This is a genomic window from Acinetobacter brisouisimilis, from assembly GCF_000368265.1.
Taxonomy (GTDB): domain Bacteria; phylum Pseudomonadota; class Gammaproteobacteria; order Pseudomonadales; family Moraxellaceae; genus Acinetobacter.
Genome location: NZ_KB851219.1, coordinates 2328647 through 2341839, shown reverse-complemented (window position 1 = coordinate 2341839; position 13193 = coordinate 2328647). Strand labels below are relative to the sequence as shown.

The window sequence follows — 13193 nt, the reverse complement described above, 5'->3', positions numbered from 1 at the left end:
TCAAAAATAAGCTGTTTAAAGAGTTGGCATGAGATTTGCTAAGATCTAGGGCATAGATCAAAGATGATCGCCTTTATACCCAATATAACGGCCAACGATGTCCGTTCTGATGAATTCTGCTGACTGCATGGGGTGCATTCGGTGGAGACGTAATTAACGTATCAGTACGCGAGGATTGGTCATGTCGACAAATTTCGAGGCGAAAGCCGCCACTAAAATCAGTTTATTCAATTTTTCTCTACCTGCCATGCGCGCTTTTCACATGAGCTGGCTGGCATTTTTCGTGTGTTTCTTTGCTTGGTTTGCCTGCGCGCCCCTCATGCCCGTGATTTCTGGCGAATTCCATCTCACCAAAGACCAGATTGCCAACATTAATATTGCCGCAGTGGCGATTACCATTCTGGTTCGCCTGATTGTTGGCCCACTGTGCGACAAATATGGCCCACGTAAAACCTACACCACCTTGCTCATTCTCGGCAGCTTACCTGTATTTGGGGTAGCTACCGCGAACAGCTATGAATCGTTTTTATTCTTCCGTTTGCTGATTGGCGCGATTGGCGCAAGTTTTGTGATTACCCAGTACCACACCAGCATTATGTTTGCACCGAACGTGGTTGGAACAGCCAATGCTGCCGCAGCAGGCTGGGGCAATGCAGGTGGCGGCGCAACCCAAGCCTTAATGCCACTGTTGTTGTCTGCAATTGTGATGTATGGCGTTGAGCAAAGCATGGGCTGGCGTATTGCCTTACTGATTCCAGGGGTAATGATGCTGATCGTCGGTGCTTTGTACTGGAAATTTACTCAAGACTGTCCGATGGGCGATTTTAAAGCGCTACGTGAACAAGGTGTTGAAGTCGGAAATGCCAAAAAAGGTGGTTGGGCAATCATTCAGGAAGCGTCTCGCAACTACCGCGTCTGGATTCTATTTGTCAGCTACGCGGCATGTTTTGGTATTGAAATCTTCATGCATAACGTAGTGACCATGTACTACGTGCAAAAATTCAATTTTGGCTTAAAAGAAGCAGGCATGGCAGCAGGGATTTTTGGTTTGCTGGCGTTATTTGCCCGTGCATTTGGCGGCATTATTTCAGACAGAGTGGCACTAAAACGGGGTCTGGATGGTCGTACCGAAATCCTGTTTTTCATGATCTTGGGTGAAGGTCTGTTCCTGATGCTGTTCTCGCAAATGAATGCACCTGTGATGGCGATCCTGAGCATGACTTTATTTGGTTTATTCACTCACATGGCCTGTGGAGCAACTTATGCGCTTGTGCCATTCATTGATCGTAAAGCTTTAGGAGGTGTGGCAGGGATTATTGGTGCAGGCGGTAACGTCGGCGCTGTTGCCGCAGGCTTTATCTTCAAGAGCATGCCAGACCTGCAAACTTGCCTGTTTAGTCTCGGCATCATGGTGGTGGTGATTGGTTGTGTGGTGTTGTTCATCCGCTTCTCGCCTGAACATAAAGCCCGCGAAAAACAACTGTTTGAACAAGCTCTGCTTGAACGTAACGAAGCTGTTTAATCCAACCCGACAAAATCACTTTAAAGGACGCCGATGATGAAACTCGTTATGATTGGTCATGGAATGGTTGGGCACAAATTTATTGAAAGTGTGCTGGAACATAACAATGATGACCTCGAAATCACCATTATTGCCGAAGAACCGCGTTTAGCTTACGACCGCGTACATTTGACCGAATACTTTTCTGGACGCAGTGCCAAAGATTTATCTCTTGCCCGCGCAGACTTTGCCGATGCCTATGGCATAGATTTACACTTGAATACCAAAGCCATTGCCATTGATCGTCATCACCAGACTGTGACCACGGCAACAGGACAGGTCATTGCTTATGACAAACTGGTTTTAGCTACAGGTTCATACGCCTTTGTTCCACCGATTCCGGGCAACCAGCGCGAAAACTGCTTTGTGTACCGCACCATTGAAGACCTGGATGCCATTCGCGCTGCAAGCCTGAATGCCAAATCGGGCGTGGTGATTGGTGGTGGTCTGTTGGGTCTGGAAGCAGCCAAAGCGCTGCGTGACCTGAACCTGCAAACTCATGTGGTGGAGTTTGCCCCACGTTTGATGGCGGTACAAATCGATGATTTGGGTGGCAAAGTGCTGCGCCGTAAAATCGAAAATCTGGGCGTACAGGTGCATACGCAAAAAACCACTCAAGCGATTGAAGACGGTGAACATGCTTTCCATGTGATGAAATTTGCCGATGGTTCACAGCTTGAAACCGACATCGTGTTGTTCTCTGCAGGGATTCGCCCACGCGATGAACTGGCGCGCAGCAGCGACTTGGCTGTTGGTGAGCGCGGCGGCATCGTGATTAACGACTATTGCCAAACTTCGGACGAACACATTTACGCAATTGGTGAATGTGCGCTGTGGAATAACAAAGTCTTTGGTCTGGTTGCACCCGGCTATGACATGGCACGTATTGCCGCCAAGCATCTGCAACAACAAGACACCCCGATCTTTGCGGGTGCAGACATGAGCACCAAGCTCAAACTGATGGGTGTCGATGTGGCATCGGTGGGTGATGCCCATGCCATGACCCCAAATGCAGTCAGCTATTTCTATGCCGATGAAGATGCACTGATCTATAAAAAACTGGTGGTTGACCAAGCCAAAAGCAAGGTTTTGGGTGCGGTGCTGGTTGGTGATGCCACCGAGTACAGCGAACTGCTGCAAATGATGCTCAACGGTTTGCCACTACCTGAGCAGCCTGAAAGCCTGATCATGCCAGGCTTTAGTCAAGGGGCAGTCAAAGCAGGTGGCAGCGGGGTAGATTTATTGCCAGACACCGCCACCATTTGTTCATGTAACAACGTCTCAAAAGCCGATCTGTGCCAAGCCATTGGTGATGGTGCAACTTCGCTTGGCGCACTGAAAAAATGTACCAAAGCTGCAACGGCATGTGGTGGCTGTGCGCCACTGGTCACACAGGTACTCAAAGCCGAATTGCAACGCCAAGGCGTCACGGTCAACAACCATCTTTGCGAGCATTTTGCTTACTCGCGCCAAGAGTTGTATCACTTGGTGCGTGTACATGAAATCAAAAGCTTTGATGAGCTGATTCAGCAGTTCGGGCAAGGTCTGGGCTGCGACATTTGTAAACCAACCACGGCCAATATTTTAGCATCTTGCTGGAATGACTTTGTGCTAAAGCCAAGTCATGCAGGCTTGCAAGACAGCAACGACTATTACTTGGGCAACATCCAGAAAGATGGTTCTTACTCGGTTGTGCCGCGGATGGCAGGTGGGGAAGTGACGCCAGACGGCTTGATTGCTGTCGGTCAGATTGCCAAAAAATACAACCTGTATACCAAAATCACGGGCGGTCAGCGCGTGGATATGTTTGGGGCACAGTTGCATGAATTGCCGTTGATCTGGGAAGAACTCATCGCCGCAGGTTTTGAGTCTGGGCATGCTTATGGCAAGTCTTTACGCACGGTGAAATCCTGTGTTGGCAGTACATGGTGCCGTTATGGCGTAGATGATTCGGTCGGTTTGGCGATTCAACTGGAAAACCGCTACAAGGGTTTGCGCTCGCCACACAAACTGAAAATGGCAGTGTCAGGCTGTACCCGTGAATGTGCCGAAGCACAAGGCAAAGATGTGGGCGTGATTGCCACTGAAAAAGGCTGGAACCTGTATGTCTGTGGCAATGGCGGCATGAAACCTCGCCATGCCGAATTGCTGGCAGCCGATCTCGATACCGAAACTTTAGTGCGTTATATCGATCGTTTCTTCATGTTCTACATCCAGACCGCAGACCGTTTGCAACGCACCAGCGTATGGCGTGACAACCTTGAAGGCGGTCTGGATTATTTGAAAGCGGTGATTGTGGACGATTCACTCTGCTTGGCAGCAGAACTGGAACAACGCATGGCGCATGTGATTGGGACTTATCAGGACGAATGGCGCACAGCAGTAGAAGATCCAAGTGTGCGTAAACGTTTCAAAACCTTCATCAATGCCGATGAACAACGCGACCCGCACATTCAGTTTACCCCAGAGCGTGGGCAGATTCGCCCATTGAAAGCCGCAGAACGCGATCAGGATCGTATCGCGATGGTTGAAGCACAGGTTTAAGGAGAACAGCGATGACCAATCAGCAAATGCAAGAGATGGACTGGATTGAAATCTGTGCCCTTGACGACATTACCCCCAATACAGGCATCGGGGCACTGGTTGCCAGTCAGCCCATTGCGTTATTTCGTGTCGGTGACGAAGCACGAGTATATGCCTTGAGTGCGCGCGATCCGTTTAGTCAGGCCAATGTTATGCCACGCGGGATTTTGGGGGATATTCAGGGGGAGCGTGTGGTGGCATCCCCGATTTATAAACAGCATTTTAGTCTGGCAACAGGGCGTTGTCTTGAAGACAGCGAACAGCATTTGCTGGTCTATCCAAGCAAGGTGGAAGACGGTCGGGTCTGGGTGTGTAGCCAGCCGATGAAAACCTATCTGACCAGTAACGGACAACAACAAGAGAAACAGGCTTTGGTGCTGGTGGGTAATGGTCTGGCAGGCATGCGCTGTCTGGAAGATTTGCTGGATATGGCACCTGATCGTTACGAGATTACCGTGATCGGGGAAGAACCTTGGGGTAACTATAACCGCATCATGCTCTCACCTGTGTTGTCGGGCGAGAAAAAAATCGAAGACATCATGCTGCATACGCCTGCATGGTACGCCGAAAAAAATATCCGTTTTATTGCCGATGATTCTGCTATCAAGATTGACCGCAGCCATAAAACCGTTACCACACAAAAAGGTGAAATGGTCGCTTATGACCGCCTGATTTTGGCGACAGGCTCGAAGCCGTTTATTCCACCTGTGGAAGGTAAAGATTTAGAAGGTGTCTTAACTTTCCGCGACATTTACGATGTTAACCAGATGATTGAATGCAGCCAAAGCCAACGCGATGCCGTGGTGATTGGCGGTGGTCTGCTGGGGCTTGAAGCGGCCTATGGCTTAAAACGCCGTGGCATGAACGTGACCGTGCTGCATTTAACCACGCATATTATGGATCGCCAGTTAGATGCCTGTGCCAGTGCCATGCTCAAAGCCAGCATTGAAGCCAAAGGCATTCGGGTGATCACCTCAGCCTTTACCCAGCGTTTGGTGGGTAATGATGCGGGGCAAGTTACCCAAGTGGAACTGCAAGACGGCACGATTATTCCTGCCGATCTGGTGGTATTTGCCGTGGGCATTCGCCCGAATATTGCCTTGGCACAGCAGGCAGGCTTGCGCTGCAACCGTGGCGTGCTGGTGAATGACACCATGCAGACTTTCGACCCGAGCATTTATGCGGTCGGGGAATGTATTGAGCACCGCGGGCAGACCTTTGGTCTGGTGGAGCCGCTGTGGGGACAAGCCTTTATCTGTGCTTCACATCTGGCAGAACATGGCAGTCTGACCTTTGCTGCGCAACCTGTGCCGACCCAGTTGAAAGTCAGTGGTTGTGATGTGTTCTCGGCAGGCAATTTTGCGCCTGAAGATGCTTTTGAAGAAATCCTGCTGCACGATGACAAACGCCAGATTTACAAACGCATCATCATTCAGGACAACAAGGTCGTGGGTGCAGTGCTGTTTGGCGACACTGAAGATGGCATGTGGTATGCCGAGCTGATTGCAGATCAGACACCGATTCATCCGTTCAGGAATAAACTGCTGTTTGGTAAAGATTTTGCATTAAAACAAGCAGGTTAATAGAAGTTGGATTTGGCAGCGTGGAATACGGTATGAACAGCATTGCAATGGTAGAACAGCCTCAGCACGGCGACACCCAGACCACTTTTAGCACCTGCCCGTATTGTGGTGTGGGCTGCGGGGTGCAGGTCGATGTGACTCAGACTGCACACGGGCAACAGGTGGCGGTGCGTGGAGATGCCCAGCATCCATCCAATTTTGGGCGCCTGTGTATTAAAGGTAGTCATTTGGCCGATACACTGGGTTTGCAAACCCGTGTGCTTGAGCCGATGCAGGGACGTCACGCTGCACGCCGCCGTAGCAGTTGGGATGCTGCCCTGAGTCAGATTGCCGAGCGGTTTCAAGAGAGTATTGAGCAGTATGGTGCAGACAGCGTTGCCTTTTATGTCTCAGGGCAACTCTTGACGGAAGATTATTATGTGGTCAACAAATTCGTCAAAGGCTACTTGGGCACTGCCAATATCGACACCAACTCGCGCCTGTGCATGTCCTCTGCTGTAGCAGCACACAAACGCAGTTTTGGCGAAGACCTTGTTCCTGCCAGCTATGTTGATTTTGAGCAGACCAAAATGGTGGTGCTGGTCGGTTCCAACACCGCATGGTGTCATCCGGTGTTGTATCAGCGCATCATGCAAGCCAAAGCTGAGCGTGATCTGTTTGTGGTGGTGATCGACCCGCGCTTTACCGCGACCTGTGAGCAGGCGGATTTACACCTGCCGATTTTACCGGGGCAAGATGTCAGCCTGTTCAATGGTTTATTGCAGTATCTGCATCAACATGGTTATACCGACCACAGTTTTGTCGAACGCTATACTGATAATCTGGAGGTGGCTTTAGCAGCCAGTCAGGGCGAGTTAGGTTTAGCCGAACTGGCACAGCGTACAGGCATCCAACTGGACAAGTTACAGCTATTTTTTGAAAAATTTGCACAGACTGCACAGGTCATGAGCCTGTTCTCCATGGGCGTGAACCAGTCCTCGCAAGGGGTCAACAAAGCCAATGCGATTATTAACTGTCATTTGCTGACAGGGAAAATCGGGCGCACAGGCGCAGCGCCATTTTCCATGACAGGGCAGCCGAATGCCATGGGCGGACGTGAAGTCGGCGGGCTAGCGAATATGCTGGCGGCACATCTGGATCTGGATGCACCTGAGCATCAGCAACTGGTACAACAGTTCTGGCAAAGCCCGAAAATTGCCACCAAGGCAGGCTTAAAAGCCGTGGATTTGTTTGAGGCAGTGGAGCAGGGCAAGATCAAAGCCTTGTGGATTATGGCGACCAACCCTGTGGTCAGTCTGCCAAATGCCGATCAGGTCAAACGCGCCCTGGAAAAATGCGAATTTGTGGTGGTGTCGGATATTTGCCAAGACACTGACACGACCCAATATGCCGACATTTTATTGCCTGCTTTGGGTTGGGGTGAAAAAGATGGCACAGTCACCAACTCGGAGCGCCGTATTTCACGCCAGCGGGCATTTTTACCTGCGCCTGCGCAAGCCAAAGCTGACTGGTGGGCAGTGGCACAAGTGGCACAGAAAATGGGCTTTTCAGGCTTCGATTTTCAGTCTTCACATGAGATTTTCCTTGAACATGCTCAACTTTCGGCTTACCAAAACAGTGACTTGATAGGACGTGAGCAGTGCAGCACCTTCCGCTACTTTAACTTGGCTGGACTGAGTGAACTCAGCGCTGAAGATTATCAGCAACTACAACCAATTCAATGGCCCGTGTGGCAACAGCCTCAAGCGCGTGAACGTCTGTTTGAACAGGGACAGTTTAGCTTTGCATCGGGTAAAGCGAGATTTGTTGCAACCGCACCTATTGCCCCTGTCCACCCAACGAGCAGTGATTATCCACTGATTCTAAATACAGGGCGGATTCGCGACCAGTGGCATACCATGACCCGCACAGGTTTGGCACCTGCATTGGCGAGTCACCGTGCCGAAGCCTTTTGTGAAATTCACCCGCAAGATGCTTTGAAATACGGGATTGCCGAGCAGGGGCTGGTGGAAGTGTTTTCAAGCTGGGGCAAGTGCGTGCTGCGGGCGCAGTTCTCGCAAGGCGTACGCCGTGGGCAGATTTTTGCACCGATTCACTGGACAGAACAGTTCGCCTCCGATGCGCGGATTGGCAAGGTAGTCAACCCTGTAGTCGATGCGATTTCGGGTGAACCTGAATTTAAACATACCCCTGTGATGGTGCAGCCATTTCATAGTCGCTGGCAGGGCGTGTGTTTTATTCGTGAGGAATATCACACACAGGTGCGCGAGTCGATTCAGTCGGTGAGCTGGTGGAACAAGGTCACTACGCCGTATGCGGCACAGTATGAACTGGCAGGACGCCAAAGTTTTAATGACATTACCAGTAACATCAAGGCATTACTGGCTTTTAATGATGACAGTCTGGAATGGCTGGATCTCAAAGACCAGAGCCAGAATTTGTGTCATATCGTGGTGCTCAAAGACAACCGTCTGGTGGCGTGTTTGTACATTGCCGACAAAGCCTTTTTGCCCGATCGGGCATGGATTGCCAGCCTGTTTAAACGTGAGCGTTTGAGCGCCACGCACCGTAAGGCCTTGCTGGCCGCAGCACCGATGAATGCTGGCAACAGCGATGGGCCGTTGGTGTGTAGTTGTTTTAAAGTCGGTAAAAACCGCATTCTTGAAACGATTAAAACCCAGAATATTACCCATGAGAAACAGGTGACTGCGTGCTTAAAAGCAGGCGGCAATTGTGGTTCGTGTCTGCCTGAAATTCGAGGCTTAATTAAATCCTGTCAACAGGAGCTTGCCCATGACTGATGCCCATTATCCCGTGACCGATCTGGTGATTTTAGCAGGCGGACAAGCCCGCCGCATGCAGGGTTTAAACAAGCTGTTGCAGTGTTTTGACAAGCAGATTCAACTGTTAAAAATCTCGCAGAATTTTCGCGGCAAGGTACAACAGCAATGGATTAACAGCAACCGCGACCATCGCATTTATCAGCATGTAGTGCCGAGTATTCACAGCTTTCAGGATGATGAATCGGGCTTTTTAGGGCCACTCATGGGGCTGAAAAGTGCATGGCGACATGTATCGGCAGACTATGTACTGTTTGTGCCCTGCGATGTGACCTATCTGCCCAAAGCGGTACTCAGAAAACTGCATCAAAGTTTGCAGCAGCACCCTGAAGCCGAGGTGGCGTATGTGGAAATCAATGGTGCGGCACTGTATCCGTTTTGTCTGTTGAAACGCAGCAGTTTGCCAACTTTGAGCGCCCAGATTGAGCAAGGCGAATTGAGCCTGAAAAGATGCTTTAAATTGATGCAGGCGCAGGCGGTGAAGTTCCGCAAACATGCACTGATTTTTCACAGTATTAATTCATTCGACGAATTACAACAATACAAACAGTTGAATGTGTTGATTTAGTGCAATGTTGGAATATTTCTTGCATCAATACAGATCATAAAAGATGCGTTGGGCTTTGCCCGATTTGTCCATCTTCCTTTTTTAAACGCTAGGAGTGATCCGTGCATGATGCAGCCTGCCACCAGTTCGTGGATTGACCAGTTTGGTCGCCAAAAACGTAAACTGAGAATTTCAGTGACGGATCGCTGTAATTTCAAGTGTCTGTATTGCATGCCTGAACATCCCGAATGGATGGATAAACACAGCTTACTCAGTTTTGAAGACCTGTATGCTTTTTGCCAGTTTATGGTCGAGCGTGGCATCGACAGTCTGCGTATTACAGGCGGCGAGCCTCTGATGCGTCAGGGCGTGGTGCACTTTATAGAACAGTTACAATCCCTGCGCGCACTGGGCTTAAAACGTATTGCCATGACCAGTAATGGGCACTATCTACCCAAATATGCACGAGCGCTCAAACAGGCGGGTCTGGACGATCTGAATATCAGTCTGGACAGTCTCGATCCACAGCTTTTTCAGCAACTCACAAAGCGCGAGCTTGCGCCTGTCTTGGCGGGCATTACTGCGGCACAGCAGGCAGAGCTATCCATCAAGATCAACACCGTGCTGATGCAGGGCATCAACGATTCACAAATCCTGCCGTTGGTGGCTTGGGCCAAACAGCAACAACTACCGTTACGTTTTATTGAATATATGCCATTGGATGGCGATGCGCAGTGGCAACGTCAGCAAGTGGTAACCGAGCAGCAGATTTTGCAACAGCTTGCAGCGCATTATCAGATTGAGGCTTTACCGCAGGATCATTCACCTGCACGCATTTACCGTTTAGACCAAAGCTATGATGTGGGGATTATTTCCACCATTAGCCACGCCTTTTGTGGGCAGTGTGACCGTATCCGCCTGACTGCTCAGGGCGAATTATTTAACTGTCTGTTTGCGCCACAAGGCATTGCGCTCAAGTCTGAGATTGAGGCGTTGGCAGATCATTCCGATGTGGCGCGTGAGCAGTTACAGCAACGCATCGGATCGTATATTTGGCACAAAGCCGCTGGGTTTCATGCCATTCATGCTCAAGCGCATGCCCCCCGAAAAATCAGTATGCATATGCTTGGAGGCTAACATGCAAAAAATTTCCGTACAGATTGAAGGTTTTGGTGCAGTGACGCGCTGGCTGCCGAGCGAGCTTCAGCTTGAGTTTCATGCGCCTGTGCATATTGCAGCAGTGCTTGAACAACTCGGTCAGCAGCATCCGCAGGCACAAACCGCAATTCAGCAATGTGCCTGTGCGATTGGCGATAGCCTTGTTTCGCGCCAGGATGCCTTAGATACAGGCTGTACCTTGGTGTTGTTGTCACCTGTGGCGGGAGGATAAATATGGATTTTGCCCGAATTCAGAATCAGGATTTAAGTCTCGACTGTTTTGCCCCGATTGCAGACTTTCCTGCGTGTGGTGGGATTGGCAGTTTTATTGGCGTGGTCCGCAACCATCATGCAGGGCGTGCGGTTGATGCGCTGTGTTATAGCGCTTATGCGCCTTTAGCGGAAAAAATGATTCGGCAAATTGAGCAGGAAGTACAAGCCAAATATACGGTGCAGTATGTGCGCGTGGTACATCGGGTTGGCAAACTCGGTATTGGTGGTACGGCGATTATTGCGCTGGCTTATGCCGAGCATCGCCGTGAAGCGTTTGCTGCCTGTGAAGAAGCTGTAGAGCGGGTCAAGCATGAAGTGCCTGTCTGGAAAGAAGAATTTTATAGCGATGGCACAAGTCAGTTCGTAACAGGCTGCTGTATTCGTAAAGACTATAGTGCCGAGGAGCATGGGCATTCAGATCATACGCATACACATAACCACGCCCATTCCCAGCATTAACCCAATTATTCCTATTTGAGAAACATTGTCATGAAAAACGTTGCCATGAAAGCCGAGAGTTACCGGATTGCAGAAGCCCAAGCGGTGCTGTCTGCGCCGCCGCATTGTATTGAACTCTTGCGGCAGGGCAATACTGAAAAAGGCGATGCACTGAAAACCGCACGCATTGCAGGAATTTTAGCCGCCAAGCGCACCGATGAGCTGATTCCACTGTGCCATCCACTGCCGATTTACCGTGCCGATGTCGAATTTGAACTGCATGAAGCGGCGGTGACTATTGTGGCAACCGTGGAAACCATTGGCCCAACAGGAGTGGAAATGGAAGCCCTGACCGCAGCCAGTCTTGCGGCACTGACCTTATATGACATGCTGAAACCGCACTGTGAGCCAGAAGATTTGCAGATGGATCAGTGTCGGTTGCTCAAGAAAAAAGGCGGAAAATCGCATTTTGTGCGTCAGCTCAAACACAGCTTAAACGCTTCGGTGATTGTACTGTCTGACACGGTTGCCGCAGGCAAAAAGCCAGATACAGCGGGGCAGAGTGTCATGCAGATGCTGGAAGAGGCCAATTTTAGCGAGATTGCCTATCAGGTCATTGCCGATGATCCTGAGGCATTGCTGGCACTCATCGAACAACAAAAAAACCATTATCCACTGATTGTTACAGTCGGCGGCACAGGCTTAGGCCCGAAAGATTTGACCATTGAAACCTTGCAGCCATTATTGCAACGTGAAATTCCGGGCTTGATGGAAGCCGCGCGTAGCTTTGGGCAAAAACGCACTCCGTATGCCGCCCTGTCACGTGGTGTGGCAGGCTATATAGACAACAGTCTGGTGATTACCCTGCCGGGCAGTCGTGGCGGCGCGAGCGAGTCGTTGACCGCGATTTTACCTGCATTGGTACATCTATTTGATGTACAAAAAAATATTCCGCATGCGGGAGGTTATCAATGAGTGGCTGTGGCGCAGAACATGGGCTGATTTCGATTGATCAGGCTTTGGCCCTGATTGCAGAAACCATTCAGCCACTTGAGCATGAGATTGTGCCTGTCGAACAGGCCTTGCAACGGGTCTTGGCACAGGATGTACATGCGCCTGTAGCGTTACCGATTTTTTCGCAAAGCGCGGTGGATGGTTATGCACTGGCTGCACCGCAGCATCCGATTGATGCAGGGCAATGCTTTCAGGTCATCGGTGAAGTTCGCGCAGGGCAAGTCAGCGAACTACAGCTTGAAGCAGGGCAAGCGGTACGGATTTTTACGGGGGGCAAGATCCCCGAAGGCACCACCACGGTGGCACGTCAGGAAATTGTGCAGCTCCACGTGGAACAACAGATACAACTGACTGAAGATTTGGCTGAACATGCCGATATCCGCGATGCAGGCGAAGAAGTACAGGCCGGTCAGGTACTTGCCACTCAGGGACAACGTCTGGGTGTTGGTGCAATTGCGGCACTGTGTATGACGGGTGTGCAGCAGGTTTTGGTCTATCGCCAAGCCAAAATTGCGGTGGTGGTCACAGGTGATGAAGTTGCCAGCCATGTTGATGAATTACAGCAAGGCAAAATTTTCGATGCCAATACCCCGATGCTTAAAGCATGGTGTCAGCAACACGGTTTAGCAGCAGAATTTTTCTTGGTTGCCGATCAGGAAACTGCGCTGACCGAGCTATTACAAGCTTTGCAATCCAGTTTTGATCTGATCATTACCACAGGTGGTGTATCGGTCGGTGATTATGATTTTGTGCGACCTGTAGCACTGAACTTGGGGTTTCAGCAGGTATTTTGGAAAATTAAACAAAAGCCGGGTAAACCGATGTTTTTTGCCTGTGCTCAATCGGCTGAACACACTTGTTATTTGCTTGGATTACCGGGCAACCCTGCGGCAGTGTATGTGGCATTGCAAGTCTATGTCATAAGTTTGCTACGTGGTTTAGTCGGGCAAACAGTGAGTCCCGCGTGGGTCAGTGCAGTATTGCAACATGAGCTCAAGTCTGATCGCCGCGAGCGTTTTTTAAGAATGTCGGCGCAGGTCGAGCAAGGCCAATTACAGGTCACAGCCCTGAAAAAACAGCAGTCGCACATGCTCAGCAACTTATTCGAGAGTAATTTTTTGCTGCGAGTTCCTGCTGATATGTCGCTGAGTGCAGGCACATTACTCAACGGCATTTATCTGGATTAGGGTGATAGA

General features: G+C 50.2%; 10 protein-coding genes. All 10 read left to right on the top strand.

Annotated elements, in window-relative coordinates; genetic code table 11:
* The first annotated feature begins 181 nt into the window (after positions 1-181).
* Positions 182-1522 carry an MFS transporter gene (locus F975_RS14800; RefSeq protein WP_004754755.1) on the top strand — a complete coding sequence of 447 codons (1341 nt, stop codon included), beginning with the start codon at positions 182-184 and terminating at the stop codon, positions 1520-1522.
* A 36-nt stretch (positions 1523-1558) separates the two neighbouring features.
* Complete coding sequence (gene nirB / locus F975_RS14795; RefSeq protein WP_004754753.1) at positions 1559-4105, top strand: nitrite reductase large subunit NirB; 2547 nt, start codon at positions 1559-1561, stop codon at positions 4103-4105.
* Positions 4106-4116: 11 nt separating this feature from the next.
* On the top strand, positions 4117-5727 hold the full coding sequence (gene nirD / locus F975_RS14790; RefSeq protein ID WP_004754752.1) for a nitrite reductase small subunit NirD: 1611 nt from the start codon (positions 4117-4119) through the stop codon (positions 5725-5727).
* Between the two features lie 32 nt (positions 5728-5759).
* Positions 5760-8528: a nitrate reductase gene (locus F975_RS14785; protein ID WP_004754750.1), complete on the top strand. Its 2769-nt coding sequence runs from the start codon at positions 5760-5762 to the stop codon at positions 8526-8528.
* Complete coding sequence (locus F975_RS14780; protein WP_004754747.1) at positions 8521-9135, top strand: NTP transferase domain-containing protein; 615 nt, start codon at positions 8521-8523, stop codon at positions 9133-9135. The genes F975_RS14785 and F975_RS14780 overlap by 8 nt, the downstream gene beginning before the upstream one ends.
* Positions 9136-9240: 105 nt before the next feature.
* Positions 9241-10251 carry a GTP 3',8-cyclase MoaA gene (moaA, locus tag F975_RS14775; protein WP_004754745.1) on the top strand — a complete coding sequence of 337 codons (1011 nt, stop codon included), beginning with the start codon at positions 9241-9243 and terminating at the stop codon, positions 10249-10251.
* A 1-nt stretch (position 10252) separates the two neighbouring features.
* The gene (locus F975_RS14770; protein ID WP_004754743.1) at positions 10253-10504 is read left to right on the top strand and encodes a MoaD/ThiS family protein; all 252 of its coding nucleotides are present in this window, start codon (positions 10253-10255) and stop codon (positions 10502-10504) included.
* 2 nt (positions 10505-10506) lie between these two features.
* A complete protein-coding gene (locus tag F975_RS14765; RefSeq protein ID WP_004754741.1) occupies positions 10507-11004 on the top strand; it encodes a molybdenum cofactor biosynthesis protein MoaE in 498 nt (165 codons plus the stop codon).
* 30 nt (positions 11005-11034) lie between these two features.
* Positions 11035-11958, top strand: a complete 924-nt coding sequence (gene moaCB, locus F975_RS14760; protein WP_004754739.1) for a bifunctional molybdenum cofactor biosynthesis protein MoaC/MoaB — start codon at positions 11035-11037, stop codon at positions 11956-11958.
* Positions 11955-13184, top strand: a complete 1230-nt coding sequence (locus F975_RS14755) for a molybdopterin molybdotransferase MoeA (RefSeq protein ID WP_004754737.1) — start codon at positions 11955-11957, stop codon at positions 13182-13184. The genes moaCB and F975_RS14755 overlap by 4 nt, the downstream gene beginning before the upstream one ends.
* Positions 13185-13193 lie beyond the last annotated feature (9 nt).